We start from the raw sequence: 17,753 nt of genomic DNA, 5'->3' as shown, positions 1-17,753 counted from the left end.
TCGATATTTTTTGTGTTGGCTGAGTGAAGAGTCAAACCTTCGCTATAACCTTTACCAACATACTTTACTTCGCTTTCTGGCGAGTAAAGAAATGCAAACTCATTATTATAGTATTCGTAAGGTTTTCCGTTAACTGTATTTATATAACCCGATATTGATTCAGCATCCTGTTTATAGCTTCCAGAGAAGATAAAGTCATAAACATTACCTTCATACAACGTAAATGACCACTCCCAGTCCCCAGTAGAATCGTTAGTCTGTATATAGTATCCATCGGGGAGGCCAATGCGTGTGATAGAACCGTCACTATCTGTATTACACCCCGATATTAAAACGGTGAGAGGTAATAAAGATAAAGCCAAATTTTTCATGAAAACTGCCTACTGCGTAATAAAGTGTGATGAAAATTTTACTGTCAAAAAAAATCAGATGATTCTACTGCGCTATTAATTGGAGTGGCTTCATAACCCTACTTCAAAAATCATGTGGTCCGTCGCAAATCATTATGGTTGGGCGAGTAGGTTCTTCTCTGTCTCTTTTGCCTTCAAACGAGGGCGACCCCCGCGAAAAAAGAATTTTTCGGGTCCTACAGTCATCACCATATACCGCCCTTGAAACCACTCTTAACCTGCTCGCTATGCCAAGCGTTATGCGTAAGGCTATCTCAGAGCCGCTAAGATTGTCTGGCGTAACTAGAAATCGCCCAAAAATGAGTTAGTGCAACAGCACTATGCGAGTCTAATGCCGCTGTTTTAGGTAAGAAAATTTTATCCAAAAGTGAACGTCAATCAGGATGAAGGATTTCTCGATACGTGTTGTGTGAGATAGGGTAATTAGTCTATCAAACAATACTGGATAAATATCCATTTCTGCTAAATTGTCTAATATAATTCGTATTTCCTATATCGGTGTTTTATCCTGCAAAGGATTTTGAACCATCTGCTACAAGATACTAGAGAGCTATCAAAATGTGTCGAAATGAAACTATTGGGCCCTGAACTGAGAAGAGTGAATGAGGGGCATCGATCTATTGTCGCATTGCATTCATATTTTAAGTGAGGAAAATGTAAGCTTAATATGTGACTAATATCAGTATCATTCGTGTAAAACATTATTTAGGAAGCGATAACCTTTTAATGTTGTTAAGACAATCAAACTTTGCGATATATTCTTTTTAAATTATCGATTCCTGATGTTTTTCTTTGGCAGTCTACCTTATATTACCTCTCAGGAATCTCGTATTGAGGCTAGCGTGACAAAGTTGAGAACATTCATACTTCTGACACCATGACTCGATAAAAATATTAAAATAAACAATGTACATTGGATATCAATGAGGAGAGTTAACATGACCTGCACCAAAGATTTCTCACACGGCGATCATACGCATGGGCCAAATTGCGGTCATACGGCTATTCAACATAACGGCCACACAGATTACTTGGTTGATGGCAAGCTACACCATCCGCACGGTGACCATTGTGACGAGCATGTGATTGATTTTACCGATACCAACCCAAATGAATGTAAACCACTACACGTTTGTGATGAGCACGTTCATGGACCGGGATGTGGTCACGAAGCTATACAGCATGGTGATCATATTGACTATATTGTCGATGGAAGGCTGCATCATCCTCATGGCGACCACTGCGATGACCATGGCCCTATCGATATTTTAAATTAATGATGTCCCGCCTTTATTGGCGGGTCTTTTCTTCGTAAAAGCCAAGCTCTACTCCGCCCTGGTTAACAACACATGGTAACGACACATATCAGATAATGCATTCTCTAGCTCTTTCTTAATCGTCAGCCAATTGGTTAGTGGTGAAAGTAGGGTAGCCATCTTCATTATTACAGCAGATGACGTCGCTCATACATCAACAGATGATTGCGTTGACTGTTGGCTAAATTAAGTTCTGACTTGCATAGGTTAGTGTAGATGTTGGAGTGTTCTTCGATAACGAACACCTGGTATGGGTAGTCAGTTGTTGCGGTTGAGTTTTTCTAGGGTCTTTGGCGAGAAACAATAGATTTCTCGCCAAAGAGAGAACGTGTAAAACGCTTATTTATGAGTGCTGTGCGCAAAAAGCAGGAGAGCAAAAGGTGAAGCGCGCTTAAGGTAGTTAGTTTACTTTTCCTTCTTGTCTCTCTTTTTCCTTCAATTTCTTATCCTGATCGAAATGCCACTTAATGGCAAAGTAACCAGCAACACCTAAAGCAATAAGTTTTATCGCCATGGCAATCCAAGGGAAAAAGTCTAACCAGCTGTTCATTGCATATCTCCAAGCTACTGTATGCTTTTGACAATTTAAAATTACAGTGCGACAAAATACCATATTATTTATTTACTACATTGGCAAAGGTCACATTGCTGTAATCATGATGCATCTGAACACTATTATTCCACTTTTATGTCTAACTTCTATTAGATTATCGCCTCAAAGAAGAGATTATTATTCTCACCTCATTCTGACACTCTGTCGAATGTTGCAAATGAAATGCACTTGTCAATACTTTGTTGTCACAAGGTTTATTAAATAAAGGTTTTTGGCTAATAGATTGGTTTTTTAGGTATTGGAACTATTCATACACTACTAAAATAATTTTGGGTTTTAAATATTATTAACGTCATAATCCATTAATTGATAGAAATATAATTATTAAATGTGATATTGTTAATAGTGAGATTAATATATAGATAAGATCTATATTTCTATTTTTTAACGCGTAAGTTCTGTTCCTATCTAATACTTAGTTGCTTAAACTTCTATTTTTATCTCAATTTAAATTGAGATTTATGCCGAACGAAAATGAAATCTTATCATTGCATATATAATATTTTGTCGTTTTGATTGGTAAACATTAAAGATAATTATTTTTGATGTTTAGTTAAATGTTTAGTCTGCATTGGCTCTTACTCACTGCGATACTGAAATAGAAATATAGTGGTTTTTATGTGAAATGATTGAAAAATGATCCTCACACAGAAAATTCATTAGCATAAAAGGGAGCTGATTTACTTTATCAGCCCTTGATTTTCTACCGATATTTATGATCAGGCAAAAGTGCGATAAGACGCATCAAGGAAGTGCGTTATTCAAAATGATGGCGACACTCTTTTTAATCAATAACTCTCAACAAAAAAGGAACACGGCTATGAGTATTACTTATCCCGATAATGAAAAACGACAAACCCGACTGGTAGAGCTTGGTACGGACGCTCAAGACTATCTTTTTCAAGCACAGACTGATTATGACACGTTTGAGGAACTTCTCGGTGAGGTTAATCAGGTAATTGCTGATGTTTATCGTGAAGCCAACCTTCAGGCACCTTCAGTAAGAAAAGTCGATATTTTTAAAGAATCCGGCGTTGCCGATTTATCGGACGATTCAACGGTTTTGGAAGTGTCTGAAATCGTGGCTGACATCGCAGGCCTGGTAACAACCGCAAAATACCTTGTTCCAGGCGCAACCCGTGCACTGGTTGCAACAGGTATAATGGCAGAAGACACGGCTAAAAATGTATTAAGAGAGTTCACCTTGCCTATTGTTGGCCGTGAAGTAGAAATCACCACAGGTGACATTGCAGGTGCGATTATCGGTGGCATGGTTGGCGGCATTGCCATTGCCGGTATTGATATTGGTTTTCAGGCAATCGAAGGTGCAGAGGCTAAGGCAAAATTGACTGACGCCATTGATGAAATTTATCCAATGAGAACGTCAGTGCGTTTATCTCAGAAGAAAGCAGCGACACTGTTAGATTCCTTACGCGCAATCAAAACGTCACTCGACGCGATCGAAGGTATCGGTCTTGAAATCAGCGATGCAGTGATTCAAAACCTTATCACCAAAGATGCGGCACCAGCTATCGAGAAAGAACAAGCGATCACTGAAGACACGATCCTCGATGAGCTCAAAACACTGGATCACTCTCGTCATTCTTACACCACCGACGACCCGCGCTAATAGGGACGAATAGCAATGTCCATCTTCTATCCAGACAATGACAAGCGAAAAAAACGTTTGTTGGAACTGTCATCAGACGCTCATCATTTTCTGTCTGACGCTAAGAGTGCCTGTGCTGATTTTCATCAGCTCCTGCCTGAGGTGAATTCCCGTATTGCTGCGGTATATCGAAAGGCGGGACTAAAACCGCCAGGTGTTCACTCTGTCGACATCTTGAAGACTGCGGGTGTTGTTGATCAAATGAGTAAGGCAGACAGTGTTGTCGAAGTCAGTAAGGTATTGCTGGATATTGGTGGAATGGTTGCAACGGTTTCCTATTTGGCCCCAGCAGCAACGGCAATGTTAGTTGAGACTGGGGCCTTAGAGGCAGAAACAGCTGCAACGGTGATGGCAACCGTTATGGGGTCGGAATTAACCGTTGGGGCATTGGCGGGCGGTATTGTTGCCGGGCTTGTCGCTGGTGTCGTTGTTGTCGGAATTGGTTTCGCCATAGACGCTTTCGAGGGTGCTGAGATGCGAGATAAGCTTCGGCATGGCATTCACCAGGCTGATCAATATCGAGCCGTACTCATGATGGCAAAAGAGAAATCTGTTGCTCTCGTTGATATGCTTCAAGCAGTAAAAACGACGTGTGATAGCCTGTTGGCTAGCCATATCACCTTGTCCGAGGCAATCATCGAGAATTTAATACAGAAGAATGCGCTTCCGGCTATTAAGGAAATTGATGCTATCACGAAAGACGAGGTGCTTTCCGATCTGGTACATCTCGATAAATCGAGAAAAAGCTGGACCAAGGAAGATAAGTCTGGACACGATATTGAACTAATTAATCCAAAGCCTATTTATGTAACGGTTGATACACCAATATCGATCGTGCGTATGCCGGCGTTTCCATCTGGTCTAAAACCGGTTGCCTTGGTTAACCCTGATAAACTGGCTGAGGCAGATGAATATCCGGTTTTAAAAACAGCAAAAGCAAGCTACTGGGCTGCCAGCTACGTCGATAATAGAGAGGGTATGGCTATTCTTGCTTATGACAAGGCAGGAACCCTTCTTAAGCGCTGGGATAAGCCAGGTGCCCGCTACATATGGCGAATTGAGGAAAACCCCGATAATAATCGCGTTCTATTTGTCGGTCAGAACCACAAAAAAATCGTGATGAACTGGGCTGAACTTTCATCTTGCTGATATTGAAAAGCCAAAAACAGTATGCTTTCGACCGTATTGTTTTCCGCCAGTAAATAGTACAAACATGCATAGGTGGGTGTCGGAATAAATAACTCTGTCGCCCATCTATTTTTTTCGATTCCCTTTCCCGTATATCCATCATCGCATCTTTTTTTAAACCCGTACCGGATGCACCGGGTTATTTGATTCCCTTTTTTTGAATTAACTTTAGAGCCGTCACTATATTTTGGACAAGGAGTTGCTCTATCTGCGTCTGGGACGATTCTTTATACTGTGTGTCTGAACAAACTATGTGTTTGAACATACAATGTGTTTGAACGTTAAGGGGGCTGCCATGAGCAAAGTTTTTATCGTTGGATTACCACGGACAGGGACAACAAGCTTATGTAAAGCCTGTATTGATCTTGGTTTTTCAACTGCTCACACAGCTTATACGGTAGAGACCATAGTTAATGCTGAGGTGGTTGCGGATACGCCCGTTTTTAACGACTACATGTTACTCCATCGAAAATATCCAGATGCTAGGTTTATTTATCTAGAGAGGCCGCTGGCAGTGTGGTTACCTTCAATATCACGCTTGCTCTCCAGAATGGCGGATAACCTTTTTTCTGAGCATGGAGGGTTCAACGATACGATAAAGCGTTGCTTTTTCAATACCTTTCAAGGCCTTACTACAGACAAGATTGACGATTTTGAATTTTTGGAAACCTGCTATCAACAACATCGAAGGCAAGCTCTTCATTACTTCCAACAAAATAAAACTAACTACATATGTTTGGATATCGCTGACGCCGACTGCCATGACCTGCTTTGCCAATTTTTAAATGTGCCGCTGCAACACAGGCGAATGCCGAGATTAAACGTAACGGGAAAGTCACGGCATGGAACGACTTAAAACACCCGTTAAAAGTGAGCTCTACCCGCCGTGGAAAGACGGCAAAGGACAGCGAATTACTCGCTTTTATACAGGATGCTACGTGGAACAGCGTGGAAAATACCAAACAGACAATGACTACGGATTAAGGATTTATATGTTTGAATTGAAGTACCTCACGCCATTCAACTGGACTGAAAACGTACTTGCCGACTTCGATACGTTTTTACAGGATCATGCCGCAGCAGAAAAGAAAGCCTCAGGCATGGCGATGTCAATGTTGGGCCATTATCCAGACAGGACAAAACTAGTGAAAGCCATGGCAGATCTTGCCATCGAAGAAATGATCCATTTCAAGCAGGTTTTGAAGCTTCTTATTGAGCGTGGCGTGACATTGGGTCACGATCAAAAAGATCCCTATGTGAAAGCAATGCGTGCATTGTTTCGTCAGGGGAGTGATGAATTTTTAATTGATCGTTTGCTTGTGGGTGCCGTGATAGAAGCCCGGGGGCACGAACGTTTCTCTCTCGTTGCAGAAGCTCTTCCTGAAGGGAAAGAGAAGGATTTTTATGTGGCAATTGCGAAGTCGGAAGAAAAACACAAAAACCTTTTTGTCGAGCTTGGTTACGAGTATTTTGACAAGGATGTGATTGATAAGAGATTGAAAGAAATATTAGAGGCGGAAGCCGATATTTGCCGGCATATCCCATTTACGGCCGCACTGCATTGATTTTCTGAATCGATCTTCTTAATCGTTGTTGTAAATTGATTCTCTAAATCGATCCTATACATCAATCGATAACATTGGCCCTGAAAGTCGAGTATTTCAGGTCGTCTTAATGAAGAGGGTACGGCAACTCAGGTTGTACCCTCAACACCACTAATAAGTATGTTGCTGCACAACTCAGTATTCCCTGATCAGGGTTTCTTTGGCGGATGACGATGTCCTCTGCCACCTGAGCCACCATGCATTGAGAACGAGTCGTCGGGTTTCCCTTTAAAGCATCCAAGCACCCATGGATAGCTATCTGTCACATAGTAACCATACTGGCCGTTGATCGTCATTCCGTTACATACATCCAATGAGCCGCTGCCTTCGATAAATTGCCAGTCACCACGAAATTGTCCATCGTATGTATTACTCGCAACGCTGCCGACCCCGCCCACCGGAGTGGTATATCCTGCCTGATCTTTTCGGGCTCCAGTCTTCAATTGATAGCTCGATGTCGCTACCTTTGTTTCTCCGTCGGTGGGGTCGCGAAAGCAGCGACCAAATACCGGAAAGCCATCAGCGGCAAAACCAATAACAGGTGACGCTTCTCGTCCCGCACAGTCTTGTAAAAATAATGCGATTGGATTGCCGTGATAGTGGTATTCGCCCGTGGGTTGGACATGTGCATTGTGGCGATCTGTACCGAATCTATTGAGGCTGGACATGGGATCGTAACGCCAGGGGTTATCTATCTGATCGTCGAAGCAGCCTATTTTTTCATTACCAAGTTGCTCACCTTGTCCGACGCCATAGCAAGCAGCGGCGAGCAAATCGATTTTTACCCCGTTTAACAACACGACTTCTGATAGTCTGAGACTCAAAGGTTCAGGTGAGGCTTGCTGCTTGGGGCTGGCGGCAAATTCATAGGTTTTACTTAACTCAGCTGTATCTGTCACGAATCGCGCTGAAGTATCATTAAAATCATGATTGGGGATTGAGTTTGATCGAATAACGCACTTATCACCATCAACAGAGATACTGATTCGGCCAGTAAACATCTTATCGCGCTGGATATCGTTCACATTGGCAGAATATTGACCAATATGATACTTGCAGTCTCCACTTCGATTTTTGAATTTAATATCAGTAATATCATTACTTTGGGTGTTATTCTTACCGGATGTGGCTGTCTGTTCTGCATGACCTCCGCAACCGAACAAGAATATCGGCAGTATTATCATGTGTGTGACGCGGAACTTTTGTTCGGTAATATCCTCTTTTTTCATTGCTTTGCCTCCAGAGATGTGAAACGAGAAAGAACGGATGCTCATTTGATATAAAAGAGTTCTCACTCATAGGGTGCAGCAGTGAATGTATGGATAATTAAGCTAGCAAGTTTACATTACCAGTATCGTTGCATATGTGAGTGTGCTTACCAATAAAGACTCATCACACAGTAATAGATAGCAGTATTATTGATGTGAACATTGATTGGTTTACTTGCTTAAGTCAGGACAACTTAGCGGTGTAGAACAGGGCGATCTCACGTTATTGAAGATTTGCCTTGTCTAATTTCATGTGACTGTACATAGATGAATGTCGTCCTGAGTTCATCATAAATTCTTCTTCGTATTCTTAAACCATGCCATCAATTAGGAAAATCTAATGAAATACATTGTGTTCTTTGCGCTAGTCGTGTCGATTGTTGCTTGTACGTCTTCCCCGCAACCCCAATTAGCTTTGTATCTTGCAGATAGTCAGCTCACCATGCCCGAGGGAAACAAACCGGAAATCGCTCTTATTCAACATCACCTGCGAGGCCAGGCAGTGGTTACGGAAAAGGACATTATTGCAACAACCCGCGTTGACGCGGAGCCAACCTCAGTAAACATGACATTGTCGAAGGCGGCAGCCGAACGACTTTGGAAAATATCGTCAGCGAATATTGGCGAAAAAATGGCCTTGAGTGCAAACGGTCAACTAATGAATGTTGCCGTCATACAGTCGCCTATTGGAGGGATGATCAGATTAACAGGGTTACCTGAAAAAACAGTCGATGCTTTTTTAGCTGCCGGAGCAGAGTAAGACTCATCAACGACTCAACAACGACTCAACAACGACTCAACAGAGCCATCTTATATTTACTAAAAATAGGTTAAAAGATGGCTACCTTGCCGGAATTGAGAATATAGGTACCGATTTCGTCCCAGGAAGAGCGGGGCATAACCCGCTCTTTTTGTAATATTTAATGACTGCTAGCAGTCATCGCCATAAATATCATTAACCCATTTCGGGTTATCGATAAATGGGTTTCGGTTACCCTGCCACTTCACGACTTTTTCATGACGTTGGCGCTCCCAGTTATCTACGGGATCAGCATTATGCCACTCAAGAAGCGTACAAATTTTGCCCATCTTGTAGGAGCCTGATGAACTGGATGTATCATTTACCAAATAAAGGTCTGGCATATTGCCACTATTTCCGTCATAGCGAACCGCCATGTAAAAAATAGAGCGCGCGGTATCTCCTTTAACTTCGTCACGGGGCTCAAAACTGTCCCAGTCGGTTTTGTTTAACGGTGATTTTGAAATAGGGGAGCCGCCGTAATCAAAGTCTTTATTAGAACGGATAGCATTGATCTTAACGTCTGTCGGTTGTAAGTGATGAAGATCTGTATATCCCCATTGGTTTTTACGTTTGAACCCAAATGATTTCGGCCAAATATGTTCACGGTTCCATGCATTTTGATCATTTGATCCGGAGGCGGTATAGCTTTTAGCTTGAGAGCGTCCGCTGTAATAAAGAATGACATTGTCCGAGTTGTTCGGATCTTCATTGGTGTCCTTTAGAGCTTGCCAAACCTGTGAGTAAGAGAGTGGTTTTTGTCCTCGTGCTGCAATCGTTCCAAGCATATCTTTTAGTGACTGTCCTTCCACTCCTTCAGCTTCAACATAAAATCCATAAGGTGCAGCAATTGTGGGTAACGAGAAAAACGTTGAGCTAAACAGACCTAAACCAAGAAAAACATACTTCTTCATTGTTCATCCTTTTAATACGTATTCATTTTTAAAAAACGCCATCTACACATAGAGGCGTTAAGTAGCAAAAGCGGCGCAAGACTACTGTAATTACACATGTCTGTTAATTACATGCATATGATTGTTTGATCTAGGTTTTTTTAAGGAAATGAAAACCAGTTTTTATGCAGCCTATGTAGAATTTTTAATGTCGACTTTTGCTGTTTTTCATGAAGATATAAATGATAGCGAAGTTGAATAAATGTTTCTGACCAATGAAAAACAAGATCGATTTTCAGTTATCACCGCATCCGGATGGAGTATTTTTCGCTAGTATGCTTCGTCTTCACTAAAAACATGTACATCAACGTTACCATCGAAACTGCCATAAATTTTAAACACAATAGGTTTGCAACACACCTGACAATCTTCAATGTACTGCTGATCAATATCGGTGGAGTCGATTAATACTTCAATCACCTCCCCACAATAAGGGCACCCGATGGATCTCTCTGTTAATTCATTCATTGCCAGTCTGCCTAATGACGCACTCAGTGAGTCAGATCGTTATGATTAATTAAAAATACTATACGAAGAGAATGATGCTGCGAGTGTCAATAGCTGGTCAAAAATGTGATTTTCATTTCTATCACAGCAATATTTTTTTGGATTCTACGGCGAATAATGAACGAGGCAACGTACAAAGTGGTGTGAAAAACGGTGTGCAATGTATGGCGTTTCTATTTTGAAAATGTCTGACGTCAGATTATCAAATGTGGAACTGTCGGGCAGTCGGGAGGTGATGAAACGCCCGGAACATCGAAATACATGTAACATCTACTGTACTCATCTTATTGTCGATTTTTCTTAGTAATGGCATGAGACTCGCGGTTCGCTCTATGGGAAACGGAGATACACGATGTGCAAGGAAGAGACATTGATTGCTGCTGCTGTTCAGATGGAAGGAAAGCTAGGCGATCTTGATTACAATTTGGCGCAGGCGAGGGACATGGCTACTGAAGCTTTTGTGCTTGGCGCGAAAATTGTAGCTTTACCCGAATTCTTCAGTTCTCCTGTCTTTTTGGCTGATGACACACCAGACCTCACCATAAGCGACAAAAATAATAGCGCACTGCATTTACTCAAAACCTTGGCAACAGAAAATAGTGGGTATATTGGCGGCTCTGCACTTATTCGTACTGGCTCGTCAGTCTATAACCGGTATTACTTTGTAGAACCAGATGGAACGGTGCATTTTCACGATAAAGATTTACCGACAATGTGGGAGAACTGCTTTTATGAGGGGGGCAGTGATGAGGGAGTTATGAGTACTGCACTGGGTGGTGTGGGTGCTGCCGTATGTTGGGAGTTGATTCGTTCACAGACATTATCGCGCCTGAAAGGAAAAATAGGGCTGGCTATGACAGGCACTCATTGGTGGAATATCCCAAATAACTGGCCTCTAGTAAGCGTCGCTTTGGCGGGAATCAGTAAAATTAACCAACGCCTGTCATCGGAGTCTCCATCTCGTTTAGCTAAAGCCATAGGCGCGCCGGTGATTCATGCTTCTCATTGTGGTCAATTCAGTGGCAAGTGCCTTTGTGTGCCGGGCTCTACAGTGGCTGTGAATTATCAGTCTGAATTTGTCGGTGCAACGCAGGTTGTCAATGCTTTTGGAGAGGTGATTGCTAAAAGAGAGTGTAGTGAAGGCCCCGGTATAGTAATGGCAGAGATAGCATTGGGTTCTGTCGCTCCAACTCTAAACTTTAGGCCAGAAGACTTTTGGTTTGCCGATCTAACGCTTTTACACAAACTATTCTGGTGGCATCAAAATGCCTGTGGCAAGTCGTATTATCAGCGACAGCTCAGGAAAGATATCCGCTGATCGCTCTCAATATTGTCAGGTTCAGTCTTTTTTACTGAGAAATAACGGTTGTTGCTTATCACTTATTCAAGATCGCTGAGCGATAACATGAAAGTGATATATTCTTAAAGGGTTCTCCAAAAATAAGAACAAACTTTTCATTTGTGTTTGTTCGCAAAAGATTCATCTCATCCAAAAATTTCCTACATCCTCGCTAATCTTCTGCCATACAATTCTTCTTCAATACAATTTCGGTGAACTATCTTTTCATTCTTATTCATAAAGTTGGCTCTGAGCGATATTCTCTCTGACGGTTTTCTTACTGCTATAAGCGGATACTTTTTCAAAGCAAAACATAGGGGTTAATGATAATTAATGGACGTTAAATTACTCACCAAAGATGCAGACTATGAGGCAGTGCTTAACGTGATGCTTCAACTTCGAACCTCTTACGATTACTTTTCTCTGGCCCAGCAAATAGAAAAACAACAGGAAAATGGTTATCAGATTGTCTACGTAAAATCAGGCGAAGATATTCTGGGCGTCGCTGGCTTTGTTATTGGCGAGAAGCTCGCTTGGGGAAAACATATTTATATCGATGACTTGGTGACAAATACGTCTAGCCGCTCTCATGGGGTTGGCGCCTGCCTAATGAAATGGTTTAAGGAGTATGCTACTGCGACAGGTTGTCAGCAAATCCATCTTGACTCGGGTGTACAGAGATTTTCCGCGCATAAGTTTTATTTACGTGAAGGATTTAAGATCGCCAGCCATCATTTTTCTCTCACTGACTAATAGGGAGTGGCAGTTAAATTGACTGAAAATATCAGACTATCTCGTATCGCGATAACTGATCGCGACGCTACTTTCGACCTGCTTCAACACGTTGAAGTGATGAAATATCTCGGTCCTAGAAGGCCATTGTCAGACGCTGAAGCGCAAGCATGGTTTGAGCACGAATTTACCCAACAAAAGCGTTTCGCATTTAGATTACCTGTTTCTGGAGAACTTGTTGGTTTTTGTGGGGTAACAGAAATCGATGGTGTCGATGATTTTGGATACTTTCTGCGTCGTAAATTTTGGGGCAAAGGTTTCGCTAAGAAAATGTGTCAACTTGCTGTATCAGAACTCGCGGCATCTACTGACTTCGATCAAGTGAAGGTGTTTATTGCCGATAGCAATGTATCCAGTCAAAAGATTGCGCAATATTTGGGGTGGAAGAAGTACAAAGCGGCAAGTAATGACTACGAACACGGTGCGTTGTATCAGATAAAACGACCTTGAGGTTTGCGCTTTCGATTGGGTGTAATGGCGTAATGCTGATTTAATTAGCAGTCGTTATTACATCTATAGTTCTTTGTTATGCCGTTTATGAAGGACCAGAAGATAAAACATTTGAAGTGGGTTCAAAATTCATTTCCGCCTTTTACCTGATTAAAGCTATATGCAATCAGGCACCTTAGTATATCTAGAACAGGCTGTTGCGCTAAAAAAGTAACTATACAGCCTCCCACTTTTTTGAATTCATCGTTAACAGCTTTTAAGGATCTTTCATGAAACGTTCAGCTATTATGCTGTCTCTCTTAGCTGGGTTCGCAGCATTTTCCAGCAGTGTAGCGGCATCCGAGCATAAAATTGGATTAGGGATGGGGTCCAATTACAACGGAATTGGTGGATATTATGGCATCAATAGCCAAGAGTCATTAATGTATGGTTCGGCAGGGTGCCTTGCACTGGTTCAACATAGTAATAACGATATCAGCACTGATTGTGGTGTTGGAGCAGGATATTTGAGTACATCGCTCTTTTTTGCAGATGATAATAAGCATGCTGTCGGCGTCCACGTTGGCACAACCTACAATACGCTTGATGACAAAAATGAGTGGCAGGGCTATGTTGCTCCGCAATACGTTTACTTCGTAGACGGCATTAACAAGCAAAGCGTTAAATTTGGTGGTTCCATCATCTTCTCAGAGGATGAAGGCGAAGTTAAAGAAGCACTGACTCTCAATATGGGATATCAATTCTGACAGCCATTTTTGCTCCCCGATATTGAACAGCAACAGTCACAACATAGAGAGTCTTGCTTTGCAGGACTCTTTCTTTACTAGTCGGTTTTTTGCCAGGTGCCTTTTCGGTGATAGCCTCTTTGCTAAGCTCCTTTTCACCCAGAGTCGTCCCACCCAGAGTCTTTTTAACCCAGAGCCTTTCACATGAGCCTGCAAGATATTATCAATATGAGTGCTTAAAGGTTTCTGGTCACACCTTGCCTAATTGACAAAGCATTACCCCTCTAAACTCCCACTTTATGTATTTAAGCTATCTGCTTTTTTCTTTAACCCAAACGTTGCGTTATTCTGCTTTTCACCATGATGTGCTGCTAAAAAAGGAATAGGGCAGTAGGATGAAAAGGTATTTTAGATTTTGGCTGTCGATATTCTTCATCGCTTTGAGTGGCTGTGGAAACACGAGCACGGTGGAAAGACAATATCCTGAGACGTACACGAATAGTGAGCTTATTGAAAGACCAGATATCAATTCATTGTTGTCAGTCGCTAATGAGTACCTATTTGCAAAACGACCACTGGCTTCGCCCGTTGAGCCAATACCTATCGATAAAATTACTCCGGATCAACTCGTTGATGAAACTAAGAATGTCGTATATCGGCTGGGGCATTCTACGGTTTTGATGAAGATAGAGGGTAAGTTGATTCTGACCGATCCTATGTTTAGTGAGCGAGCATCCCCCACACAGATTGCGGGTCCCAAACGATTTCACCCTGTCCCCATCACTATTGCTGAATTACCCACTGTTGATGTCGTGGTGATCAGTCATGATCACTATGATCATCTTGATGAGTCCTCTATTGCCGCCCTCGCTGAAAAGACCAATGTTTTCTTGGTGCCGCTCAAAATTAAACCTTATCTGGTTGATTGGGGGGTCCGGCCTGAAAAAATCATTGAGCTTGAATGGTGGAAGTCAGTCAATGTCGGCAATATCAACTTTGTGTTTACGCCAGCCCAGCATTTTTCTGGTCGAGGCGTGTTGGACAGGGACAGCACGCTATGGGGAGGTTGGGCTGTTTTGGCGAAGTCAGCACGTATCTTTTTTAGTGGTGATTCGGGTTACTTCACTGGGTTCAAAAAAATTGGACGAAAGTATGGGCCGTTCGACCTAACACTGATAGAAACGGGTGCTTACAATATCCATTGGCCTTTTGTTCACATGTTTCCTGAGCAAAGCGTAGCCGCACATATTGATGTAAGAGGTAAGGTCATGATGCCTGTCCATAACTGTACCTTTGACCTATCTGTCCACGATTGGAATGAGCCACTCATAAAAGCACTACAGCTTGGAAGGGAGAAAGGTGTGGCTGTTGCTATACCAAAGATTGGTGAGAGATTTGAGATTGGAAAAACACCTGATAATGATGCTTGGTGGTATTAATTACTCGCGTTGAATCGTCATAATGAGCAAAAAAAGAGTAGAGAAAGAATCTTAAGTGAGGCCGTTCGAAGAATGTTTCTGGCGCCGAGCATTCTTGTACTCATTACGATAAGTTTGATGGTTTATTGCCAAAAACTATTGAACGACAATGCTTAAAATACAAAAGCTAGATCACCGCTCTCTCTCTGTTGCCAAAGATATGTTATCTCTCTCGTTGGCTTCATATCGAGTCGAAGCCGATATTATTGGGGTTACATTTTTCCCGCCACTGGCAGAGAAAGTGGAAGATATTGTCGGCAGTAAAAGCACCTTCTTTGGCGCGTTCTTGATGCATAAACTGGTTGGCATTGTTGAGATTGAGCCGATGGAAGAAGAGGATGAAACCGTTATTAATATTAACCGTTTGGTCGTCGAACCCACTCAATTTGGCAAAAGTGTTGGCACTTCATTGGTTTCTTTTGTATGTAAAGACAATATCACCACATCAGTGACGACGGCGTTGAAAAATATTCCTGCTATCCGTCTTTATCAGAAGTGTGGGTTTGAAAAAGCGTCGACGCAGCTGCTGAATGAGGATATTACATTACTGACTATGCGCAGGGTATTATCTGGGAATACTTAGAGGTCGACGAGAGTATTTAGGGAATAAATGAAGCCTGCCGATGTTATGGGAAATTGGCAGGCCAGTGACTTGTTATTCTAAGCGGTTGTTTTACTCGATTGTTCCTGCTCAGCGACATCCTGTCGTTTGATGACTTTGTGGCCATCTTCAGTAACGCCTTCTTTCCAGTAGCTACTGATATAGATGTTTTCCCTGTCTACATCTTTCTCATTTCGGAAGTAAGACCTCAATACGCGCATGTCGTCAAACTCACAAGCGCACCAAACTGACACTTTACCTGCCGGCCATTCCAATGCACGAACGCTCGACGGCAGTGACTCAGTACCTTTCAGCCATATCACTTTAACACCGGCTGGATGCTCCAGTGTCTGCTGATCTTCCTCGTCTTTCACCTTAATCACAGCATAGCCCTGAGCGTTTTCTGGCAAACGTTTAATTTTCGCAGATAATGCGGGCAGGGCTGTCATATCAGCCGCCAGGAAAAACGCATCGGCACTGGGGTTCAGATCTTGTAGCAGCCCTGGACCGAGTATGTTGATGTGAGCGCCAATACTTGCGTGTTTTGACCAGCGTGAAGCAAAACCGCAGCTTTCATCTGTCGTGTCGTGATGGACAAAATCGATATCAATTTCACCTTGAACGGCATCATGGCGGCGAATGGTATACGTCCTCATTACAGGTCGATTTTCATACGAATAGCCATCTAAATCGGTGCCGCCCTGATGGTTAAACAGGAACTTAATATATCCACCCTCACATTCTTCAGGAAAATCGTGTATCGCTTCACCTTTAAGGGTAATGCGCTGCATGTTTGGGGTGACAGAATGAGCGTTTACGACAGTTAGGAGCTTGGGTTCTGGTAATGACATACAATGTTACCGATAATGATTCTTGTTACCATTAGGGTATCAGCCAGATTCAAAACGGAAAAGTACACAGTTTAAAATTTATAGAAATGACATAGATATGCGGCAAGCATCACACACGTTTTAGGGAGATAGTGGCAGTGTAAATGATTAAAGCATCAGAAAAAGATGCTTTGACTGTCTAACAAACTATGAGAGCAAGAATAATCAGCAGAGCGTAAAATACGGAAAAACTGAGTCTTCAAGCCCGTTTTCTACTTGATGAGAATGTGCTTACACCTGCAAACATGTGCTTGATCAGATTGATGACTTGACGACGCAAATAAACATCCAGGTATCTGGCGAGCGAGAGTTGCATCCACTAGTGTTAATTGATGAAACGTCTAGTTTTCTGGGATGGCAATACACAGAGTTACTCCGTCAATTGTTGTCTGTTTGATATTTTTAAGCCATTGGGCTCAGGGGTTAGCTATGAAAAAAACACTAATAACCGCAGTTATAGCCGCTACATTATCACCCGCTGTTTTGGCCGACGTAACGAGAGAAGGATGGCAATTATCCTTTGGTTTAGGCACTGCCATTAATTCAAGTGAAAAAATAGAAATTGAGCGAGACGGCAAGCAAGACATAGTTCTTGATGATGTTTCGTTTGACTCCAAGCCTTCACCATTGTATTTCGCCATTAAGGCAGGTAAGTGGTCTGGTTCTACTGCTTATGAGCTGGAATTTATTCATAACAAACTACACGCAAACGAAAAAGATGTGGGCCAAGGCATAGATAACCTTGAAATCAGCAACGACGTCAATTTTATTTACCTCAATTATGCTGTTGCCAAAAATCAATGGGTAGCGAGAGGAGGTATCGGGCCTGTTGTCGCCAGTCCCACTCTTATTATTAATGGTCTCAAGTTGGATGACGGCTATCAGGTTAAAGGCGTCACTGGGCAGTTTGGCCTCGAACGAGAGTTTATGGTGAATGATAGTGTTTCTGTGGGTATTGAGGGCAAGGTTTCCCATTCTTATACCAGGTTAGACTTGGGCGATGGTGCTAGTATGGACTTGCCTAACACGGCACTTCATTTTTTATTTAATATCAAATATACGCTGTGACAGTGTCACTTAATGCGTCAATGTGTTCACTCGACATTCCAAGAAACGTATTAATGTTTGCCCAGTTTTTTTAAACTGGGCAA

The 17,753-nt window shown here is 42.2% G+C and carries 19 protein-coding genes; 13 read left to right on the top strand and 6 right to left on the bottom strand.

Annotated features, from left to right (window positions below; all coding sequences use genetic code 11):
• Nucleotides 1–371 (bottom strand): hypothetical protein (locus tag A8L45_RS24235; RefSeq protein ID WP_139122429.1); only part of this gene is annotated, 371 nt, incomplete at its 3' end.
• A 977-nt stretch (nt 372–1,348) separates the two neighbouring features.
• Here A8L45_RS24235 and A8L45_RS20000 point away from each other — a divergent pair.
• Complete coding sequence (locus tag A8L45_RS20000; protein ID WP_068905127.1) at nt 1,349–1,687, top strand: hypothetical protein; 339 nt, start codon at nt 1,349–1,351, stop codon at nt 1,685–1,687.
• Between the two features lie 439 nt (nt 1,688–2,126).
• Here the strand turns inward: A8L45_RS20000 and A8L45_RS24680 are convergent, their stop codons facing one another.
• Nucleotides 2,127–2,276 carry a hypothetical protein gene (locus A8L45_RS24680; protein ID WP_175402034.1) on the bottom strand — a complete coding sequence of 50 codons (150 nt, stop codon included), beginning with the start codon at nt 2,274–2,276 and terminating at the stop codon, nt 2,127–2,129.
• Between the two features lie 883 nt (nt 2,277–3,159).
• Between A8L45_RS24680 and A8L45_RS19995 the strand changes: the two genes are divergently transcribed.
• The 4 genes from A8L45_RS19995 to A8L45_RS19980 all read left to right on the top strand — a co-directional run bounded on the left by A8L45_RS19995 (nt 3,160) and on the right by A8L45_RS19980 (nt 6,761).
• Complete coding sequence (locus A8L45_RS19995; RefSeq protein ID WP_068905126.1) at nt 3,160–3,969, top strand: hypothetical protein; 810 nt, start codon at nt 3,160–3,162, stop codon at nt 3,967–3,969.
• Between the two features lie 15 nt (nt 3,970–3,984).
• Nucleotides 3,985–5,157: a hypothetical protein gene (locus A8L45_RS19990; RefSeq protein ID WP_068905125.1), complete on the top strand. Its 1,173-nt coding sequence runs from the start codon at nt 3,985–3,987 to the stop codon at nt 5,155–5,157.
• 334 nt (nt 5,158–5,491) lie between these two features.
• Entirely contained in the window at nt 5,492–6,052 is a 561-nt protein-coding gene (locus tag A8L45_RS19985; protein WP_068905124.1) for a sulfotransferase, read from the top strand.
• Nucleotides 6,039–6,761 carry a MiaE family protein gene (locus tag A8L45_RS19980; RefSeq protein ID WP_217492192.1) on the top strand — a complete coding sequence of 241 codons (723 nt, stop codon included), beginning with the start codon at nt 6,039–6,041 and terminating at the stop codon, nt 6,759–6,761. The genes A8L45_RS19985 and A8L45_RS19980 overlap by 14 nt, the downstream gene beginning before the upstream one ends.
• 188 nt (nt 6,762–6,949) lie before the next feature.
• Here the strand turns inward: A8L45_RS19980 and A8L45_RS19975 are convergent, their stop codons facing one another.
• The gene (locus tag A8L45_RS19975) at nt 6,950–8,029 is read right to left on the bottom strand and encodes a YHYH protein (protein WP_068905123.1); all 1,080 of its coding nucleotides are present in this window, start codon (nt 8,027–8,029) and stop codon (nt 6,950–6,952) included.
• 379 nt (nt 8,030–8,408) lie between these two features.
• Here A8L45_RS19975 and A8L45_RS19970 point away from each other — a divergent pair, with 379 nt between their 5' ends.
• Complete coding sequence (locus A8L45_RS19970) at nt 8,409–8,828, top strand: SecDF P1 head subdomain-containing protein (RefSeq protein ID WP_068905122.1); 420 nt, start codon at nt 8,409–8,411, stop codon at nt 8,826–8,828.
• A 170-nt stretch (nt 8,829–8,998) separates the two neighbouring features.
• Here the strand turns inward: A8L45_RS19970 and A8L45_RS19965 are convergent, their stop codons facing one another.
• Both A8L45_RS19965 and A8L45_RS19960 read right to left on the bottom strand, forming a co-directional pair.
• The gene (locus A8L45_RS19965; RefSeq protein WP_068905121.1) at nt 8,999–9,781 is read right to left on the bottom strand and encodes an endonuclease I family protein; all 783 of its coding nucleotides are present in this window, start codon (nt 9,779–9,781) and stop codon (nt 8,999–9,001) included.
• A 309-nt stretch (nt 9,782–10,090) separates the two neighbouring features.
• Nucleotides 10,091–10,288 (bottom strand): CPXCG motif-containing cysteine-rich protein, encoded by a 198-nt coding sequence (locus A8L45_RS19960; RefSeq protein ID WP_068905120.1) that lies wholly within the window; start codon nt 10,286–10,288, stop codon nt 10,091–10,093.
• A 391-nt stretch (nt 10,289–10,679) separates the two neighbouring features.
• On the opposite strand from A8L45_RS19960, the gene A8L45_RS19955 reads away from it, so the two are divergent.
• The 6 genes from A8L45_RS19955 to A8L45_RS19930 all read left to right on the top strand — a co-directional run bounded on the left by A8L45_RS19955 (nt 10,680) and on the right by A8L45_RS19930 (nt 15,694).
• The gene (locus A8L45_RS19955; protein ID WP_083228437.1) at nt 10,680–11,645 is read left to right on the top strand and encodes a carbon-nitrogen hydrolase family protein; all 966 of its coding nucleotides are present in this window, start codon (nt 10,680–10,682) and stop codon (nt 11,643–11,645) included.
• 354 nt (nt 11,646–11,999) lie between these two features.
• Entirely contained in the window at nt 12,000–12,419 is a 420-nt protein-coding gene (locus tag A8L45_RS19950) for a GNAT family N-acetyltransferase (RefSeq protein WP_068905119.1), read from the top strand.
• Between the two features lie 18 nt (nt 12,420–12,437).
• Nucleotides 12,438–12,908: a GNAT family N-acetyltransferase gene (locus tag A8L45_RS19945; RefSeq protein WP_068905118.1), complete on the top strand. Its 471-nt coding sequence runs from the start codon at nt 12,438–12,440 to the stop codon at nt 12,906–12,908.
• A gap of 269 nt (nt 12,909–13,177) precedes the next feature.
• Nucleotides 13,178–13,654, top strand: coding sequence for a hypothetical protein (locus A8L45_RS19940; RefSeq protein WP_068905117.1), 477 nt, complete (start codon nt 13,178–13,180; stop codon nt 13,652–13,654).
• Between the two features lie 374 nt (nt 13,655–14,028).
• Nucleotides 14,029–15,072 (top strand): MBL fold metallo-hydrolase, encoded by a 1,044-nt coding sequence (locus A8L45_RS19935; protein WP_068905116.1) that lies wholly within the window; start codon nt 14,029–14,031, stop codon nt 15,070–15,072.
• Nucleotides 15,073–15,220: 148 nt separating this feature from the next.
• Nucleotides 15,221–15,694, top strand: a complete 474-nt coding sequence (locus A8L45_RS19930) for a GNAT family N-acetyltransferase (protein WP_068905115.1) — start codon at nt 15,221–15,223, stop codon at nt 15,692–15,694.
• A gap of 77 nt (nt 15,695–15,771) precedes the next feature.
• Here A8L45_RS19930 and A8L45_RS19925 read toward each other — a convergent pair whose 3' ends face one another.
• Nucleotides 15,772–16,563, bottom strand: a complete 792-nt coding sequence (locus A8L45_RS19925; RefSeq protein WP_068905114.1) for a siderophore-interacting protein — start codon at nt 16,561–16,563, stop codon at nt 15,772–15,774.
• Between the two features lie 468 nt (nt 16,564–17,031).
• Here A8L45_RS19925 and A8L45_RS19920 point away from each other — a divergent pair, with 468 nt between their 5' ends.
• Nucleotides 17,032–17,670 carry a hypothetical protein gene (locus tag A8L45_RS19920; RefSeq protein WP_068905113.1) on the top strand — a complete coding sequence of 213 codons (639 nt, stop codon included), beginning with the start codon at nt 17,032–17,034 and terminating at the stop codon, nt 17,668–17,670.
• Nucleotides 17,671–17,753 lie beyond the last annotated feature (83 nt).

Origin of the sequence: Veronia pacifica, assembly GCF_001707825.1 — a bacterium.
Classification (GTDB): domain Bacteria; phylum Pseudomonadota; class Gammaproteobacteria; order Enterobacterales; family Vibrionaceae; genus Veronia; species Veronia pacifica.
Note: the sequence above shows the minus strand (reverse complement) of the source record. Positions and strands in the feature narration are given on the sequence as shown.